Source organism: Erythrobacter sp. S259, assembly GCF_057364965.1.
On the sequence record NZ_CP200286.1, the window covers coordinates 1,361,693 to 1,379,645 of the forward strand.

The 17,953-nt window shown below is 58.1% G+C and carries 17 protein-coding genes and 1 pseudogene; 9 read left to right on the top strand and 9 right to left on the bottom strand.

From position 1 onward, the window contains the following. Positions 1 to 9 precede the first annotated feature (9 nt). From AC0V60_RS06445 to AC0V60_RS06460, 4 genes are all read left to right on the top strand, one after another. Complete coding sequence (locus tag AC0V60_RS06445) at positions 10 to 1,035, top strand: GNAT family N-acetyltransferase (protein WP_486177674.1); 1,026 nt, start codon at positions 10 to 12, stop codon at positions 1,033 to 1,035. 68 nt (positions 1,036 to 1,103) lie between these two features. Continuing rightward, complete coding sequence (locus tag AC0V60_RS06450; RefSeq protein ID WP_486177675.1) at positions 1,104 to 1,403, top strand: acyl carrier protein; 300 nt, start codon at positions 1,104 to 1,106, stop codon at positions 1,401 to 1,403. 5 nt (positions 1,404 to 1,408) lie between these two features. Further along, positions 1,409 to 2,113 (top strand): hypothetical protein, encoded by a 705-nt coding sequence (locus AC0V60_RS06455; protein ID WP_486177676.1) that lies wholly within the window; start codon positions 1,409 to 1,411, stop codon positions 2,111 to 2,113. Beyond that, positions 2,110 to 2,898 carry a hydrolase 1, exosortase A system-associated gene (locus AC0V60_RS06460; protein WP_486177677.1) on the top strand — a complete coding sequence of 263 codons (789 nt, stop codon included), beginning with the start codon at positions 2,110 to 2,112 and terminating at the stop codon, positions 2,896 to 2,898. Before AC0V60_RS06455 ends, AC0V60_RS06460 begins: the two co-directional genes overlap by 4 nt. On the opposite strand, the gene AC0V60_RS06465 is transcribed toward AC0V60_RS06460, so the two are convergent. From AC0V60_RS06465 to AC0V60_RS06495, 7 genes and pseudogenes are all read right to left on the bottom strand, one after another. Continuing rightward, positions 2,895 to 4,109: a class I SAM-dependent RNA methyltransferase gene (locus tag AC0V60_RS06465; protein ID WP_486177678.1), complete on the bottom strand. Its 1,215-nt coding sequence runs from the start codon at positions 4,107 to 4,109 to the stop codon at positions 2,895 to 2,897. The genes AC0V60_RS06460 and AC0V60_RS06465 overlap by 4 nt on opposite strands. After that, positions 4,100 to 5,491 carry an NAD(P)H-hydrate dehydratase gene (locus AC0V60_RS06470; protein WP_486177679.1) on the bottom strand — a complete coding sequence of 464 codons (1,392 nt, stop codon included), beginning with the start codon at positions 5,489 to 5,491 and terminating at the stop codon, positions 4,100 to 4,102. Before AC0V60_RS06470 ends, AC0V60_RS06465 begins: the two co-directional genes overlap by 10 nt. A gap of 14 nt (positions 5,492 to 5,505) precedes the next feature. Further along, on the bottom strand, positions 5,506 to 5,862 hold the full coding sequence (locus AC0V60_RS06475) for a hypothetical protein (RefSeq protein ID WP_486177680.1): 357 nt from the start codon (positions 5,860 to 5,862) through the stop codon (positions 5,506 to 5,508). Beyond that, complete coding sequence (gene ilvD, locus AC0V60_RS06480; RefSeq protein ID WP_486177681.1) at positions 5,843 to 7,558, bottom strand: dihydroxy-acid dehydratase; 1,716 nt, start codon at positions 7,556 to 7,558, stop codon at positions 5,843 to 5,845. The genes AC0V60_RS06475 and ilvD overlap by 20 nt, the downstream gene beginning before the upstream one ends. Before the next feature lie 122 nt (positions 7,559 to 7,680). Next, on the bottom strand, positions 7,681 to 8,316 hold the full coding sequence (locus tag AC0V60_RS06485; RefSeq protein ID WP_486177682.1) for an N-formylglutamate amidohydrolase: 636 nt from the start codon (positions 8,314 to 8,316) through the stop codon (positions 7,681 to 7,683). Then, positions 8,313 to 9,118: pseudogene (locus AC0V60_RS06490) on the bottom strand (4-(cytidine 5'-diphospho)-2-C-methyl-D-erythritol kinase). The gene AC0V60_RS06485 and the pseudogene AC0V60_RS06490 overlap by 4 nt, the downstream one beginning before the upstream one ends. A 233-nt stretch (positions 9,119 to 9,351) precedes the next feature. Then, on the bottom strand, positions 9,352 to 10,998 hold the full coding sequence (locus AC0V60_RS06495) for an electron transfer flavoprotein-ubiquinone oxidoreductase (protein WP_486177683.1): 1,647 nt from the start codon (positions 10,996 to 10,998) through the stop codon (positions 9,352 to 9,354). A gap of 103 nt (positions 10,999 to 11,101) precedes the next feature. Between AC0V60_RS06495 and AC0V60_RS06500 the strand changes: the two genes are divergently transcribed. From AC0V60_RS06500 to AC0V60_RS06520, 5 genes are all read left to right on the top strand, one after another. After that, entirely contained in the window at positions 11,102 to 11,461 is a 360-nt protein-coding gene (locus AC0V60_RS06500; RefSeq protein ID WP_486177684.1) for a hypothetical protein, read from the top strand. Continuing rightward, a complete protein-coding gene (locus AC0V60_RS06505; RefSeq protein ID WP_486177685.1) occupies positions 11,461 to 11,886 on the top strand; it encodes a uracil-DNA glycosylase family protein in 426 nt (141 codons plus the stop codon). The genes AC0V60_RS06500 and AC0V60_RS06505 overlap by 1 nt, the downstream gene beginning before the upstream one ends. Positions 11,887 to 11,897: 11 nt before the next feature. Further along, positions 11,898 to 13,655: a lytic transglycosylase domain-containing protein gene (locus AC0V60_RS06510; RefSeq protein WP_486177686.1), complete on the top strand. Its 1,758-nt coding sequence runs from the start codon at positions 11,898 to 11,900 to the stop codon at positions 13,653 to 13,655. Positions 13,656 to 13,669: 14 nt separating this feature from the next. After that, the gene (gene moaB, locus AC0V60_RS06515) at positions 13,670 to 14,200 is read left to right on the top strand and encodes a molybdenum cofactor biosynthesis protein B (RefSeq protein ID WP_486177687.1); all 531 of its coding nucleotides are present in this window, start codon (positions 13,670 to 13,672) and stop codon (positions 14,198 to 14,200) included. Between the two features lie 240 nt (positions 14,201 to 14,440). Further along, positions 14,441 to 16,318: a DEAD/DEAH box helicase gene (locus AC0V60_RS06520; protein ID WP_486177688.1), complete on the top strand. Its 1,878-nt coding sequence runs from the start codon at positions 14,441 to 14,443 to the stop codon at positions 16,316 to 16,318. A 2-nt stretch (positions 16,319 to 16,320) separates the two neighbouring features. Here the strand turns inward: AC0V60_RS06520 and AC0V60_RS06525 are convergent, their stop codons facing one another. Both AC0V60_RS06525 and AC0V60_RS06530 read right to left on the bottom strand, forming a co-directional pair. Beyond that, complete coding sequence (locus AC0V60_RS06525) at positions 16,321 to 16,545, bottom strand: DUF1304 domain-containing protein (protein WP_486177689.1); 225 nt, start codon at positions 16,543 to 16,545, stop codon at positions 16,321 to 16,323. A 3-nt stretch (positions 16,546 to 16,548) separates the two neighbouring features. After that, positions 16,549 to 17,859 carry an NADH:flavin oxidoreductase/NADH oxidase family protein gene (locus AC0V60_RS06530; protein ID WP_486177690.1) on the bottom strand — a complete coding sequence of 437 codons (1,311 nt, stop codon included), beginning with the start codon at positions 17,857 to 17,859 and terminating at the stop codon, positions 16,549 to 16,551. Positions 17,860 to 17,953 lie beyond the last annotated feature (94 nt).

Sequence of the window (17,953 nt, forward strand, 5' to 3'; positions counted from 1 at the left end):
CTCAAGCGAGTGATCGAAGCGCGATATCACGACACGGTTAACGTCTTGCAAGAGCTGTTGGAAGATGGTTCTGCGGGAAATGTTGCTGCGCCTTTTGATCGGTCGGAGTGGTATTCGCTTTTGGCAGAAACCGGGCTTACCCCGCTGATCGCCATTGCGAGCGAGCCTGAAAACAGCGCAGCGCTCGCCTTAACCGCAAGCAAAGGTCATATCACCCCTCTGCGCAATTGGTACAGTTTCACATGGCGCCAGCTCGCTCCAAGCGGGGCGGCGGGCGACAGATTGCTTGGTGAAATCGCCAAACAGCTGAAGGCGCGCGCGCACCGTGTCACCCTTGCCCCTGTGCCTAATGAGGATGGTTCAGCCACGCGCCTTTCCAAAGCATTCGCAGCAGCAGGTTGGCGCGTCGAAGTCACCCAATGCGATACCAATCACGTTCTGTATGTGGGCGGACGCAGCTTCGACGAATACTGGGCCTCGCGCCCCGGCCAGCTCCGCACCACCTTTAAGCGCAAAGCAAAAAAGGTTGAGACGAAGATCGTCTCTCACTTCGACGCCGCAATGTGGGAAGCGTTCGAGGGCATTTACGAGGCGAGCTGGAAGCCGGACGAAGACCAACCGGCAATGCTACGAAAATTCGCAGACGCTGAAGGCAAAGCGGGAAGACTGCGCCTTGGACTTGCGACCTGCGAGGGTGAAGCGGTCGCTGCGCAATTCTGGACGGTTGAGGCGGGGTGCGCGTTTATCCATAAACTCGCCCATCTCGAAAGCGCTCACAACCTCTCACCCGGCACAACGCTTTCAGCGGAGCTATTCCGGTGCGTTATTGATAAAGACCGGGTCGAAGTGGTCGACTTTGGTACAGGCACACAACGCTATAAAGCGGACTGGATGGACCACACCCGGCCTCGCTATCAGATTGATTGCCTTGATCTTTCATCGCTTCGCGCATGGCTCGATTTGGGCCGGTTGGCGGTCAGCCGGACGCTTCTGGACGAAGTTCCCAAGCTTGCACCTTGTCCTCCACGTGGGTAAAGGGCCCACGCTCAGGTGCAAACTGAGATGAATAGAGTCAAGTGATCATAAAGAAGGATCAACCGGCAATGAGCTCTCAACCGGCCAAGGCAGACGGGGACGCAACTGGGCATGCGCTAGACCGCGAGCTCAAGTCAATCATCGCTGATGTGCTTGGTATTGATTCCGCTCAAGCAGAGGCATTTACCGAAGAAAGCGGCTTATTTGGCCACCTTCCTGAACTCGATTCCATGGCAGTTGCCGGCCTCCTGACTGAGATCGAAGACCGCCTGAACATCGTGATCGACGATGAAGATGTTGATGGCGAAATGCTTGAGACTTTTGGCGGGCTGCTGGCCTTTGCGCAAAATAAAGTGGTCGAAGTCTAACCATCATGGAGGAGCCCGAGCCGCGCACTATCGCGACTTGGCGCGCGCCTACTTTGGAAGGTAAAACTTCCGATGAGCTAATCCTCGCATTCGACCGAAACCGTGCAAATCGTGTGTTGATCTTGCCTGCCCTGTTTGATGAGGCAAATAAGCTGCGGCGGTTCACCGTTCAAACCATGCGCGCGCTTGATGAGACCCGAATTGACACCTTTCTGCCTGACTTGCCGGGTCAGAATGAAAGCCTTGTTCCGCTCGAAACGCAGTCGCTTGAAAGCTGGCGCGATGCTGTAGGCGAGGCAGCACAAGCGTTTGGGATAACCCATTTTCTTTCGATAAGAGGCGGAGCGTTGCTTGCTCCTGCGGCCATTCCCGGATGGTCCTACGCGGAGCAATCGGGTCCAAAAGTTCTCAAGGGTCTGATCAGAGCGCGGACATTGGCCTCGCGCGAGAACGGCACACCAGAAACATCAGAACAATTGCACAGCGAAGGACGCAGTCAAGGATTGGTCCTGGCAGGCTGGCCATTAGGCGCTCAGATGTTTCGCGCTCTCGAAGTTTCCGAAGCCATCAGCGCTCCTAACCGCTCACCAATATCGCAAAAGGATACAGGCGGCGCTCCCCTGTGGCTGCGCGCTGAACCTGGCGAAGACAAAGCGGGAGCCGCAAGGCTCGCTGCACTCATTGCTGATAGCCTTGGAGACACCGTGTGAGCCGGCTGCATTTCCAATTCGGATGCCGCGGCCTCAAATTGGCAGGTGCACTCGACACAGCGCCAGGCATCACTGGCCTTTTGATCGTCAACGGTGGCAATGAAATCCGCTCTGGCGCGTTTTCTGGCCAGTCTCTGCTGGCCGCCAGCATCGCTCAAAAGGGATTTCCGGTTTTCCGCTTCGACCGCCGAGGGACAGGCGACAGCGAAGGAGACAACCGGGGCTTTCGCAAGAGCGCGGGCGATATTGAGGCCGCTTTGGAAGCCTTTCGCGCCATGGCGCCGCAAGTTGAGAGGATTGTCGCCTTTGGCAATTGCGATGCGGCCTCTGCGCTCATGCTTTCTCACGGTTCTGGCTGCGACGGATTGATCCTGTCGAACCCATGGACGTTTGAAGAAAGTGAAGAGGAAAGTGACAGTCCAAGCCATAGCCCTGAGGCGATAAGGTCGCGGTATGCGGCCAAATTGAAAGAACCGCGCGAGATAATAAGATTGCTAAAAGGCGGCGTAAATTTGCGAAGGCTTGCAAGCGGGCTCGCAGGCTCCTTGCGCCCTGCTAGACCGCGCAGTCCGCTGGCCGAAGACATGCAAAAGGGTTTGGCTCAGTTTGATGGGAGCGTCCACATACTGCTGGCCGAAGCGGACCGCACGGCGCAGAATTTTGAAAGCGTGTGGGATAAGAACGACCCGCGGATTGAACGCTGCGAGGGTGCTGGCCATGCTTATGCCGAACCGGAGCATCGCCAATGGCTAGAAGCGCAGGTTCTCGCTGCCCTTCGCAGTTAAGCGAGTTGGCGCTCGAACAAGCTTATGAGTTCAACATGGGTCGACCAGCGGAACTGACCCACAGGACGCAGCTTGCTGAGCTTAAATCCGGTCTCTGCAAGCCTTGCCGCATCACGAGCCCAGCTTGACGGGTTGCAACTCACGTAGACCACGCGGCCAATCGTGCTTTCGGCAATTTGTTCAATCTGAGCCTTTGCGCCCGCTCGCGGCGGGTCCAAGAGCACCGCGTCAAACCGGTTAAGTTCTTCGGCCTGAAGCGGGTTGCGAAACAAGTCGCGGTGGATCGCAGCCACCTTGCCTCTGGTATGAGCAGCAGCTGACTTGCAGGCTAAATGAGCGGCTTGATCGGCCTCCGCTGCGAGCACTTTACGCCCCGTCACACCGCATTGCGCCAGTGCAAAAGCAAAGGTGCCCAGCCCCGCAAACAGATCTGCGACAATGCGCGCCTCTCCCAGCCAGTCACACGCATCCTCGATAAGCCGTTTCTCGGCATCAGGCGTAGCTTGAAGAAACGCGCCAGCAGGCATCGCGACAGGCAAACCGGATAAAGTCACCGTTACCGGCTCAGGCTCCCATAAGGTTTCGGGCCCATACCCTTGATCCACACTCAGCCGCGCCAGCGCATAATCTTTGGCAAAATCCAAGACTGCTTCGGTGGAGGCCAAACCATCAAGCGGAAGATTCGAGAAGCCCGCATCAACGCCTTGGTCACAAACAGTAAGCGCGATATCCACATTCCCCTTGGGACCATGCCGCGCGATCAGCGTTCGCAATGGGCCGGTTAAGTCAGTAAGGGCCGGATCAAGGACTGGGCACTGTTCCAGATTGACCAATTTGTGCGATCCCGCCTCGCGGTAACCCAGTAAAGCGCCGCCTTTGATCTTGACCCCGTGCAGCCCCGCACGTCTTCTTGACCGAGGCGGTGAGAGATGTTCGGGATAGAGTTGGCCGATATCCACGCCTTGGCCTTTAGCGGCATTGACTACTCTTTCACGAACAAAGCGGGCAAGAACCTCATCGTCCGCGTGCTGCAATTGACAGCCGCCGCAGACCCCAAAATGGGGGCAGACAGGTTCGATATGGTGCGGGCCGTGCATGATGTTTCCATCGGCATCCACTTGATCGCCGGGGACGCCAAAGCGGGCATGGCGGCCTTCCTCATCCACCCCATCACCGCGAGCGGCCAGTCGCACAATTTCTTTTATAGACATGCTGCGTAAGCCTTTGAAACTTGGTGCGCAAGCTCGTCTGCCGCAAACGCCGGTCCAGACATACGCGCCGCCTCCGCGTGGAGCCATACCGCCTCGCAGGCGGCTTCGAATGGCGCGCGCCCAGTCGCCATCCGGCTTACCGCGACCCCTGCAAGAACATCGCCCGTCCCCGCAGCGGAAAGCCAGGAAGGCGCTGGCGGCGCAATCGCGAGAGAGCCATCTGGCGCAGCGATGATTGTATCCGGTCCTTTGGCGCAAATGACCATGTTGCTAACCTTGGCAAGGGTGAGAACGCGCGAGCGCCGGTTTTTGCCAATCACCGAGAATGTCTCAAACAGCGACTCCAATTCCCCTTCATGGGGCGTCGCAAGCGTCGGAGCAGTTCGTGCGAGCTTAACCTGAGCCAGAAGGCGCAGTCCGTCGGCATCAACGACGGTCGGTAGGTTTGCGCAAAGCACCTCGTCAAGGCGATGACGCGCCGCCTCATCAGTCCCGAGGCCTTGCCCCACAAGCACAGCTCTTAGCCGTTTATCGGCAAGCTGTTCGTTTAGCGGTGCGCTGGAAACAGGCAGGCTGGGAGGAGCCTCTTCTATCGAACCGCTATGCACAAGCTTTACATACCCTGCCCCTGCCCGCTGCGCTGCGAGAGCCGCTAGGATGGATGCACCCGGCAAAGCGCCAGCGACAACCGCGCAATAGCCTCTTGTGTATTTGTGATCCTCAGTGCCTGGCACTTTAAGGCGCGGCCGGGTGATAAGATGCGCGGCTCCTTCTGCGCGATCGACACAAATATCGACCAAGCGCAACGTCCCCATCATTGCCCTGCCGGGAAGCGACCAATGCGCATACTTCCAAGCCCCAAGCGCAAGGGTCACGTCGAATGATGGCAGTCGTTCGTTCAGAACCGCGCCCGTGTCACTCGCAATTCCGCTAGGCACATCGAGGGCGACGCAGATGGAGTGGCGCTCGGCCAAATCACGCAGCAAGAGCGCATGAGCGCTGCTCAAAGGCCGGGTAAGTCCCGAACCAAACAGGCAATCCACCAGGACGTCACCAGTAGCCTGGCCTCCTGATGTCAGAACATCGCCCTTCCACAGCGTGCGGGCCTGTTTTGCTGCTGCGGTTTTTGGAGGTTCTGGCGCAATCACCTGAACTTGGAGCCCTGCGGCCTCAAGACGATGCGCGATGACATATCCATCGCCGCCATTATTGCCTGGACCGCATAACACCGTGACGCTGCGGCCAGCTGCAATGCGCCTGATCCACTCAGCCGCGCAGCTTGCGGCGAGATTCATCAAATCAAACTGAGGCATCCCTGCATCGAACAATCGCTGCTCAGCATCGCGCATCTCCTGCGCGGAAAGGATTTGGTTCAAGGGCACCTGAAAGCGCGCAATTACGCCCCTGAAGGCGGCGAGGTCGGCATGCGGTAACTGTCTCCTGCGACCGAAAATTGCATGGTGCCGCTTTGTGAAGACCCGGCCATTTCAAGGCTTTCCGCGCCGTCTTTCAGGATGACTGTGCCCGGCTCCTCACCAAAGGTGAAGCGCCGGAAGCCTCCGTCTGGATGGTGGATCAAAAATTCGCTGGCCCAAGCGTCCCCTGCCCACTCAAGCGTACAAACAGACGCAAACTCGCTGGCACCGGCAACCGCACAGTCAAGGGTATCTCCCTCGGGTTCAGGCGACTGCGCCGCTTCGCAAGCGGTTAAGGCTCCGAGTGCAATTACGCTACTAAATATCCGCAAAAACATGGGTTTCCGCCTTCGCTCCTGGATGGGTCAGCGCACCGTCCCGCGCTGGCCCTACGTTTTGAGCATAGCGCCAAAGTGCGCCGGATTGATAGTCATTGCTGCGCGGTTGCCACGCATCTTTGCGTTTCGCGAGCGTTGCCTTATCAACCTCAAGTTCAATTGTGCCGGCTTCCGCGTCGATGGAGATGGTGTCGCCATCCTCGACCAATGCGATGGGGCCGCAATCGGCGGCCTCTGGACCCACGTGGCCAATACAAAAACCGCGCGTCGCGCCTGAGAAGCGGCCATCAGTGATAAGCGCAACTTTCTCGCCCATGCCCTGCCCATAGAGAGCCGCGGTGGTGGAGAGCATCTCGCGCATTCCGGGACCGCCTTTCGGTCCTTCGTAGCGGATGATGATCACGCTTCCCTCAGTGATATCGCGCTTCTCGACAGCGGCGAAAGCGTCTTCTTCGCAATCAAACACGCGCGCCGTTCCGGTGAACTGCAAGCGTTCCATCCCAGCCACTTTCACGATCGCACCATCGGGCGCAAGCGACCCTTTAAGCCCGACCACACCGCCTGTTGGGGTGATCGGTGTCTTCACATCGTAGAAGACTTTCTGGTCAGGCTTCCAAGTGATCTCTTCGATGTTCTCACCAAGGGTCTTACCCGTCACGGTAATCGGATTGGGGTCGAGGAATCCGCCTTCAAGCAGCGTCTTCATCCCCATGTAAATGCCGCCCGCCTCATGCATATCCTTGGCGACATATTTGCCGCCAGGCTTGAGGTCCGCGATGTAAGGGGTTGATTTAAAGATTTCTGCGACGTCGAAAAGGTCGAAATCAATCCCCGCTTCGCTAGCCATGGCAGGCAGGTGAAGCGCGGCATTGGTTGAACCACCGGTTGCCGCCACAACGCGCGCGGCGTTCTCAAAAGCTTCCTTGGTGCATATCTCGCGTGGACGCAGGTTAAGCTTCAAAAGCTCCATCACCTGAACGCCAGCAGCGCGCGCAATCTCTTCGCGTGATCTGAAAGGAGCAGGCGCCATATTGCTGTTTGGCAAAGACAAACCGATGGCCTCACCAACACATGCCATAGTGTTCGCAGTGAACTGACCGCCGCATGCGCCGTGGCCGGGACATGCGACTTTTTCGAGTGCGATCAATTCTTGAAGCGGACAATTGCCCGCCGCGTGCTGTCCCACAGCCTCAAACACGTCGACGACAGTTACATCCTCGCCCTTATGCGTGCCGGGAAGGATCGAGCCGCCATAGACAAAGATTGACGGCACATTGAGGCGCAGCATCGACATCATCATGCCGGGCAAGCTCTTGTCGCAGCCCGCAAAGCCCACCAGCGCATCATAACAATGACCGCGCACAGAAACCTCGACGCTGTCTGCGATCACCTCGCGGCTGATGAGCGAGCTCTTCATGCCTTGGTGGCCCATAGCGATGCCATCGGTCACGGTGATTGTGTTGAACCGGCGCGGCGTACCTCCGCCAGCGATCACCCCCTCGCGGCAGATATCGGCCTGCGCGTTCAGTGTGGTGTTGCAGGGCGCTGAATCATTGCCTGCGCTCGCGACGGCCACGAAAGGCTGTGCGATCTCTTCCTCGGTCATGCCCATGGCATAATAGTATGAGCGATGCGGTGCGCGTTCTGGCCCTACGGAGACATGGCGCGAGGGAAGTTTGGATTTGTCGAAAGACATAATGTTACTCTCGGAGCTAGATTTGCGACACGGCCTGTGCCCTTAGCCAAGCTTTTGTGCAACCCTTGAAGCCACTTTCGCCAGCAATGCTGCCCACCGCTTTTGGCCTTCCGAAGTGGCGATCAGGTCTTGCCTGATCTCGGTTGCCGGTACGGCCTCCCACAGCTTTCCGCGTGGCGGTTCATCGTCGCGTTAAGCTGGCGGCCTGAGTAAGGCTCGTTGTCACCAACGGTGAAGCCCTCCACTTCAAAGAACTGGATAGCAAGGCGCGCGGCGCGGTCGTCGTGGTTGTAGAGGAACGCTATTTCCCATGGGCGCAGGCAATCGCTGGTGGCGAGCTTTGGCGTGAAGCTGTGGAGCGAGATGATGAGGCCCGGTGCGCGCTCATCGAGCCACTTGGCCATCGCTTCGTGATAGGGGCGGTGGATCCGCTCAAGCCGTGCTTCGACGTCGCAGCCAATGTTGCCGTGGATTGTGTACCCATCGCTTTCCTGCGGGACGACGTGCGCGTGGTCCTCTTCGCGGTGAAGATCGACCACGAGACGGCTGACAGTGGCGAGATGCGCGGGGATGCCGTAGTCGCCGGCCATCTCTTGAGCGATACCTTCGACGCCGATATCGACCGCAATATGTTCGCGCATGAGCGCCTCGTCGATGCCGAGGTCTATGCCTTCAGGCACGCGGTTGGAGGCGTGGTCTGAGACGCAGACTATTCCGCCTTTTGTGGGCTCTCCAATCTGGCGGAATGGTTTGCTCATCGCAGTTTTCCAGCAAGCTGCCACCATTCGGGCCGTTTGCGAGTGACCGCTTTTGCTGCGTCATCGCGTGCTTCTTCGCTCGCGAAGAGCGCAAAACAGGTCGCGCCAGAGCCCGACATGCGCGCAAGGATCGCATCGGTTGCGGTCAATTGCTCGAGAACATCGCAGATCGGCAAAACAATATCGCAAGCCGGGTTCTCCAGCGAATTTCGGCCAAACAAGGCGATATCCATTGCCGTGCCTTCTGGGAGCGGACCTTCATCTATGCCGTTCCATGCCTTGAACACGGGGCCCGTTGAAAGCGGAATGCGCGGGTTCACCAAGAGCACCGGTGTGCCCTTCATATCGTCCTCAAGCAGCTCGAGCTCGGTGCCAGTGCCACGCCCAATTGCGGTTTTGCTGCGAACGCAGGAAGGGACATCTGCGCCGAGCTTAGCGGCGCGTTCTTGCCAGTCATCGGGAAGGCCGTGGAGGCGCTCAACCAGCCGGAAAACCGCGCCTGCATCTGCTGACCCCCTCCCAGCCCTGCGGCGACGGGTAGGTTCTTTTCGAGGGTGATGTTGAGACCTTGTGGGCGCGGTAGGGCCGAGAGAGCCTTGGCCACAAGATTGTCGAACGGGTCGTCGATCCCGCCCGCAAACTCGCCAATGGTCGTAACTTGGTCCTGCTCGGCCGTGTGAGCGCTCAGCGTGTCGCCCGCATCGACGAAAGCGAACAGGGTCTCAAGCTCATGATAGCCATCCTCGCGCCGCCTACGAACATGCAGCGCAAGGTTGATCTTGGCGTAGGCGGTTTCGTGCATCACTCGTCATCTACCGGTTCTGAATTTGCCCAGAATTCAAGTTCAAGCAGCCACCGGACCGTAGCCGCTAAGCCGACCATAAAACCTCCCAACAAGACTACCCGGTCAACGCCTGTAAGGACAGGTTTAACAAGCTCATTGCTATGGCCAACAAATGCAAAGCCGATAAAAAACAAGGCTAAGCAAACTATCGTTCGGGTTATGACTAGAAAGCGCCTCAAACGAGCCCCGCGCTACATATTCGGATAGTTAGGCCCGCCCATCCCTTCTGGAGTTACCCAGTTGATGTTCTGGTTGGGGTCTTTGATGTCGCAAGTCTTGCAGTGGACGCAGTTTTGCGAGTTGATTTGGAAGCGCGGCTCTTTGCCTTCTTCCTCGATCCACTCGTAAACGCCCGCCGGGCAATAGCGCGATGATGGTCCGCCAAAGACGTCGTATTCGCTCGCTTTTTGAAGATCGAGATCCCCCACTTGCAAGTGAACCGGTTGGTCCTCTGCGTGGTTGGTGAAGGAGTATGCCACATTGGTGAGGCGGTCGAAGCTAATCTCGCCATCGGGCTTGGGATAGTCGATCTTGGGATAGAGGTCCGCCCGGCCGGTCATGGTGTAGTCGGCGTGGTGCTTCATGCTGATCGGCAGACCGATCTTGAGCGTGCGCATCCACATATCGGCGCCTGCAAGGATAACGCCGATATCTTCGCCATATTTTGCCACCGCAGGCCCGGCATTCTGGACGAGTTTCAACTCATCCGCGATCCAGCTTGAGCGAACGCTTGGCTCATAGGCTTGCAGTTCTGGCTTGCTCTCGTGGCCCTTAATCTCAGCGACAATCGCTTCTGCGCAGAGCATCCCGCTTTTCATCGCGGTGTGACTGCCCTTGATGCGTGGTACGTTGAGGAACCCAGCCGCACAGCCGATCAGCGCGCCGCCGGGGAAGGCGAGTTTTGGGACGGACTGCCAGCCGCCTTCGTTGATAACGCGCGCGCCGTAAGCAACGCGGGTGCCGCCTTCGAGGATTTCGCGGATTTCAGGGTGCTGCTTCCAGCGTTGGAATTCCTGATAAGGCGAGACCCATGGGTTCTTGTAGTCGAGCCACGTAACAAATCCCAAAGCCACCTGACCGTTTGCTTGGTGGTAGAGGAAGCCCCCGCCATTGGTGTCGCTTTCATTAAGCGGCCAACCTTGTGTGTGGATCACACGGCCTGGAACATGCTTTTTCGGGTCAATGTCCCAAAGTTCCTTTGTGCCAAGGCCATAGACTTGAGGTTGGCAATCGGCCTCAAGGTCGAATTTGGCTTTGATGCCTTTGGTAAGGCTGCCGCGCGCGCCTTCTGCAAACAGAGTGTATTTCGCCTCGATCTCCATGCCGGGCTGATAATCGGGCTTGTGGCTGCCATCTTCGGCAATGCCCATGTCCTGTGTGACCACGCCTTTGACAGCGCCATTATCATCATACATTACGCCTGATGCCGGGAAGCCGGGGAAAACCATGACGCCAAGCGCTTCGGCCTGTTCGCCAAGCCAGCGGGTCATGTTGCCAAGCGACCCTGTGTAGCAACCATCATTGCTCATAAGAGGCGGCATCATCAGGTGCGGGAGCGAGGTTTTGCCCTTCTTGGACAGCACCCAGTGCCAGTTATCGGTCACCGGCGTTTCCGCCATGGGGCAATCCATATCTTTCCAGTCGGGGAAGAGTTCGCCCAATGCTTTGGGGTCCACCACCGCGCCTGAAAGAATGTGGGCCCCGATTTCTGACCCTTTTTCAAGGACAACGACTTCGAGTTCCTCGTTCAACTGCTTCAAACGAATGGCAGCCGACAGGCCAGCTGGCCCGCCGCCCACAATTACGACGTCGCATGGCATTGATTCGCGTTCGCTCATGAGCTTTTCTATCCCAAGTGTTTCGCTGCGAGCTTTCTCGCATCATTGTGTTTAACTGCACTTGCTAAGCGGCGTGGCTACAGTCAAGGGGGCGTTGAATGCTATGACCAAGCCAGACCCGTCTTTATCCAGCCAATTGCGCGCCGCGATGGAGTGGTGGGAGATGGCTGGTGTTGATAGCGATTTTGCTGATGACGCTACGGACTGGCTCAGTGGCGCAGCCGGACAAGGCGTGGCCGGAATGGCGTCTGGCACTGCGCAAAGTCAGAAAAATCCGCAAGGGACCTATCAAAATCAGGAAGGGGATGCAGAGCCGGTCGCGCCTAAGCGGGTCGACCTGTTGGGTGCGAATCCCCAAAAGATCTCGCCGCGTTTCGCGAATGGTGGCTGTCTGCGCCTGGTCTTGACGCGATTGGCCCTCGCGGAAGGGTCGCGCCGCGCGGGCCTGTTAATGCCGAACTGATGGTTCTGGTGATCGACCCTGAGCAAGGCGACACCGAACAATTGCTCAGCGGACCTCAAGGGCGCTTATTATCGCGAATCGTTACTGCAATGGGATTGGCGCAAGAATCGGTATATTTTGCTTCTACATTGCCCCGTCATACCCCGATGGCCGATACTGCGGGCATTGCTACAACCGGAATGGATGAAATTACGCGGTTTCACGTTAACCTTGTTTCCCCGCGGCGCGTCTTGGCTTTCGGTACAAGCATCCCGCCGCTTTTGGGCCACGGATTAACGAATGACCTCTCGCTTTTACTCGAAATCAACCAAACAAGCACACCTATACCGTTGTTCGTGACCGAGGGGCTTGATGCCATGATGGCAATGCCCCGCTTAAAGGCACGGTTCTGGCGGAGATGGATCGAATGGTCGGCCAAGGGATGACGGTAAAATTGATGCGTAAGCTTGCGGCCGGATTGGGTTTGGTATCCGCTCTCACCATGGCGCCTGCCGTGATGGCGCAGGACAGCGGTCTGGTCGCGCAATACGACCGCAGTGGAGCGCGTTCGGGCGCCGTATCCGCAGTTTTGAGTGTGGATGAACGCCGTCACTATGAGCAGGTGTTTGCCGCTATCGACGCCCAGCGCTGGGCCAAAGTTCGATCGCTCTTAAACAGGCGCTCTGACAGCGTACTCCACCAAATTGCGGCGGCTGAATTCTACACCCATGCCAAGAGTCCAAAGGTCTCTGCCGAGCAAGTATCGCAATGGCTGAGTTCGGGCGTCGAACTTCCTCAGGCTGAACAACTCGGCCGTATTGGAACCAATCGCGGACTTGAGTGGCTTCCAGCCTTTCCGCGTACAATCAATCTGGCCCGCCAACCGGGCATCACAAAACGCACGCGGCCCCGAACCGTCGATGATGGCACGATGCCTGCGCAAAGCCGCTCTCAAATTCTCGATGCGATCCGCAATGATGATCCCATGGGCGCTTACACCATCCTACAAGAGGCCGACGGGTATCTCAGTGCAGAATCGCGTGCAGAATGGCGTCAGCGCGTCGCGTGGAGCTTCTATATTGAGAACGATGACCAGAACGCGCTTGCACTGGCTGAGACGGTTTCACAAGGGTCAGGCGCATGGGTTGCTGAGGGCGAGTGGGTTGCAGGCCTTGCTGCGTGGCGGCTTGGATATTGCCAGCTTGCGGCCAATTCCTTTGCAAGAGCCGCTGACCGCTCGACCAATTCTGAACTGACGGCTGCTGCGCATTACTGGGCGCACCGCTCACTCGTGCGTTGCCGCGAACCTGGCGCTGCACAGGCGCATTTGGAGAACGCGGCGCGTTATGACGAAACTCTCTACGGCCTGCTTTCTGTAGACCAGCTCGGTGTTGAATTGCCTTCGTCCGCTCCGGTTGCGCCGCTTTCAAGCAGCGAATGGGCTTCGATTTCTCAGCGAACCAACATTCGCGTGGCAAAAGCGCTGGTGGAGATTGGAAGGCCGGGCCTCGCCGATGAAGTGCTTCGCCATGAGGCCCGTATTGGCCGCGCTCAAGATTATCCAGCGGTCGCAAAACTGGCGCGCGAACTGGGCCTGCCTTCAACACAGCTGTTCATGGCGAATTACGCTCCTCGCGGATACCTCGCTGACAGAAGCCTGCGCTTTCCCGTCGCTCATTGGCAGCCTCGAACCGGCTGGCGCGTTGACCCATCGCTCGCCTTTGCGCACGCTTTGCAAGAAAGCAATTTCCGCGCCCGCGCCGTTAGCCCAGCCAACGCACGCGGCTTAATGCAGATCATGCCCGGCACCGCGCGCGATCATAACCGCCGCCTGAATTTGGGCGCGAGTTATGCCGATCTCAACGACCCAGAGGTCAACCTCGCCTACGGCCAGCGGCACCTCGAGATGCTCCGCGATTCTGGCGCTACACAGGGCCTTCTGCCCAAGATCATGGCGGCTTATAATGCGGGCCTCTCTCCGGTCAGCCGCTGGAACAGCGAGATCAACGATCAAGGCGACCCGCTGCTCTGGATGGAATCGATCCCTTATTGGGAGACGCGCGGCTATGTTGCCATCGTGATGCGCAATTATTGGATGTATGAACGCGCCGCAGGTGTCCCCTCGCCCAGCCGCCGCGCTCTTGCACAAGGGCAGTGGCCTACCTTCCCGCTTCCGGCTAGAACCCGCTCTGCTCGCATTGAGTATCAGCAGTAACGGGAAGCACCATAGTGGCGATTGACGAGACACGAACTTTCAAACCCATCAACATCGCCGTCCTTACAATCTCCGACACACGCACAGCTGATACCGATTCCTCAGGCGATATCCTCGCAGAGCGAGTGACCAGCAAAGGCCACCGCCTGGCCGCGCGCGCCATTGTCAAAGACGATGCCGAAGTGCTCGCCGCGCAATTCGGCGCCTGGATTGACGATCCTGACATTGATGCGATTATCTCAACCGGAGGCACTGGCCTTACGGGCCGCGATGTGACCCCCGAAGCATTCACCCGGATCGAGGGCGCTAGAGACATCCCCGGATTTGGTGAGCTCTTCCGCTGGCTTTCCTACAAGACCATCGGCACCTCCACCGTCCAATCGCGCGCCTGCGCCATTGTCGCACGCGGGACGTACCTGTTCGCTCTCCCCGGCTCCAACGGGGCGGTCAAAGACGGCTGGGACGGCATCCTTGCCGAGCAACTCGACAGCCGCAATCGCCCCTGTAATTTTCTTGAACTCATGCCGAGACTTACAGAAAAATAGCGCGCATCCGGCCATTTCTCAAACAGGCAAGTCTCGCGGATTTTCGTGCGGAAAAGGGCATAGGCAGGCTGCAACAGCAACAATTAGCGCAAGCCATTCTCGCATTTACCCGCTAAGGGGCCATTTAAACGCATTTGGCAGCGACCGCTGCCCGCTTGAGAAGTGCGCCAAACTTGCACTCTTCTCTCGCCCCTCTCCCCTCACCGCAGCATCCCCGCGCGGCTATCCAAGCGAAAACAAATGTCCTTTCAATTTCTTCCGCCTCAATTGAATGAGGCTCTCACTGAACGCGGCTATCTGGCCCTTACTCCGGTGCAGACCGCCGTTACCGCGCCTGATGCAGCGAACCGCGACTTGCTTGTCTCGGCGCAAACTGGATCAGGCAAGACCGTGGCTTTTGGCATCGCCATCGCGCACAATATCCTGAGCGGCCCAGATGCGCCGCCTGCCATGGCGCCCCTTGCGAAAAAGCCACTGTCCTTGATTATCGCGCCAACGCGCGAGCTCGCCTTGCAGGTGAGCCGTGAGCTTGGCTGGCTTTACGCAAAGGCAGGCATGCGCATTGCCACATGTGTGGGCGGAATGGACGCGGGCAAAGAACGCCGCGCGCTGCGATCGGGCCCTGCCATCGTCGTTGGCACCCCGGGCCGGCTAAGAGACCATTTGGAACGCGGGTCGCTTGACCTCACTGGCCTTGCAGCCGTCGTGCTCGATGAGGCGGACGAAATGCTCGACATGGGCTTTCGTGATGATCTTGAGGAAATCCTTGATGCCGCGCCCGAAACGCGCCGCACGCTGCTTTTCTCCGCCACTTTGCCGCGCGGTATTGTGCGTTTGGCCGAACGGTATCAGAGCAATGCCCTGCGCCTCTCGCTAGCGGGACAGGACCGGGGCCACGGCGATATCAGCTATCAGGCGATCACCGTTGGGCCATCGGAGATTGAGAATGCGGTGGTCAATCTGCTGCGTTTTCACGAAGCGGAATCGGCGATCTGTTTTTGCGCCACACGCGAAAGTGTCCGGCGGCTTCACGCAACCTTGCAAAATCGCGGCTTTGGCGTTGTCGCTTTGTCTGGTGAACATTCGCAATCAGAACGCAACCAAGCTCTCCAATCCATGCGCGACAGACGAGCGCGAGTGTGCGTTGCCACCGATGTTGCCGCCCGCGGAATTGACCTTCCCACTCTCAGCCTTGTTATCCACGTCGATACACCGCGCGATGCCGAGGCGCTGCAACACCGGTCTGGCCGGACCGGGCGCGCTGGTAAGAAAGGCATTGCGGCGATCCTCGTGCCCTACAACCGGCGGCGGCGGGTCGAAGGAATGCTGCGCGGTGCGAAAATCGAGGCGCAATGGCTCGGTGCGCCCACCCCGGAGGCTATTCGCAAGAAAGACCATGTGCGGTTGATGGAAAAACTTACCGCGCCTGCCGAGTATGAAGACGATGAGCGGGCGATTGCCGCTGAGCTGCTTGAGCGGATGGCATCAGAGGATATCGCCGCAGCTCTCGTTCAAGCGCACCGGTCAAAGCTGCCTGTGCCCGAAGAAATGCTTGCCAACACGCCCGAAGCGCGGGCCAAGGACAAAGCTGAACGCCGCCGTCCCGGATTTGAAGATGTCGTCTGGTTCAAAATGGGGATCGGCCGCAAGCAGAACGCCGAGCCGCGCTGGCTCTTGCCGCTGATTTGTCGGCGCGGGCACATCACTCGTAACGAAATTGGGGCGATCCGTATTGGCCAGCACGAAAGCTGGTTTCAAATCCCGAGCACCATTGCACCCAAATTCGCCGAGACCTTAGGCCGCACTGCCAGTTCTGAGGATGAACAAGACGCGATTGCGATCGAGCAATCCGCAGAAGGCCCAAGGATGGAGGCTCGAAATAATCGCAAAGGTGGCTCCCCCCGCGTTGAGGCAAGGCCGGCGCATGGCAAAAAGCCCTACAAGCAGGGCTCGGGATCAAAACGTGGGAAAAAGCCGGGTGCGAGGGGATATGCCGGTAAAGATGCTGGAGGCAAGGAAGGCTTTCGCGGCGGGAAACCAGCGAAATCGCGCCCCGAGGCTAAGAAAAAGCTTGGCAGTCCGAAAGGCGCAAAAACGGCTAAACACAGCAAGCCATAAGGCTATTTGATTGGGCGTTCTACGCCGCCAAAAATTCCCACCACTATGATGACTGCAAGAAGGTAGATCACTATGTCACGTTTGGCGGTGAACCAGCTCCATAGAAGTCCCAAAGCCAAGAGACCATTGTAGAGGCCTTGGTTCATTGCGAGCAGCGCCGATGCAGCTGATTGCTCTTCAGTCATGGACAAAATGCGGCGACCCGTCGGATGGTCCCAAAAGAGCATCAGCTAAGCAGCGTTCTCACGCCAGCTTCGATACCGTTTCGTTCGCTTACTTGTACGCATCCGATCGCCGATTAGTGCAAAAAACGGCGAAACGCTGGGTTTGGGAGGCTTGCCAACCGCCAATCGCTCCAGTTGCGCTTTGGTAACCGCCATCGTCGCAAGGCCAGCTAATGCCTGATTTTTCCAACCAACTTCTGGAATGTGGATGTCGAGGCTTTCGTCCGCATCCCACTTTTCGGGCAGATCAGGCTCAAATGCCATTGCTCGCGCTATACCCAAAACAGAGACTCCAAAGCCTCCCGAATCCTTCGCCAGCGCATCTTCGGCAACGGACCGGCGCCGGATCCCGCCCGTCACCATGATCGGCATCTCGGCGATCCCGGCAATCTCGCGAGCAAACTCGACAAAGTATGCCTCGCGCCTGCCGGTGCTGCCGTCCTGCGCGCGGCCTTGCATCGCGGGGCTTTCATAGGAACCGCCTGAGAGCTCGAGCAAGTCGACACCCAGGCCGGACAATTGTTCGACAACCCATCGGGCGTCCGCTTCATCAAAGCCGCCTTTTTGAAAGTCGGCAGAGTTGAGTTTTATCCCGACGCAAAAGCCAGAGGACACCGCCCCGCGGACTGCCTTCACCGTCTCGATCACCATACGTGCACGGTTCTCCAACGAACCGCCCCAAGTGTCCGTGCGTTTATTGGTCAGAGGAGAAAGAAACTGGTTGATGAGGTATCCGTGCGCAGCGTGGATCTCGACGCCTGTAAAACCTGCTTCTTCAGCCAACTTTGCGGTTGTCGCAAACCGAGCAATGATGCTTTGAATTTCGTGCTCTTCAAGCGCGCGCGGTTGGGCGAAGAGCCTCGAATATTTGCCCAGATCAACTGGCGTGCCTGAGGCCGAGACGGCCTGTTCACCCATAGCTGCATAAACTTGTCGGCCAGGATGATTAATCTGCATCCAGAAGTGCCCGCCATTTGATCGGCCAGCCTCAGCCCACTCCTTGAATGGAGCTAGATCGACGCCCTCCTCCAGAACCACTCCGCCAGGACCGGTGAGCGCATCAGGTGCAATCATCACATTGCCAGTCAGAAGCAGCCCTGCCCCGCCGTCGGCCCAGCGTCTATAGAGAGTGAATAGCCGTTCGCCCGGACGTTGACCGGGGTCGCTCAAATTCTCTTCCATCGAAGCTTTGTAGATCCGGTTCGGCAGAATCGCACCATTCGGTAGCGTTAGTGATTGAAATAGCGGGCTTTCGTGCGTGCTGACGTTTTCTTTTCCTTTGTCTTTAGGCTCGCCGGAGACTGCCGCCATTTTCATTGTGCAAGAGGTGCCCTGGTCACTAACCTACGTTTGTTGCTTCGTACATTCCTGCCACAATGTGCGCCAGGTTGGCCCCGTAAAGCCCGCCCCG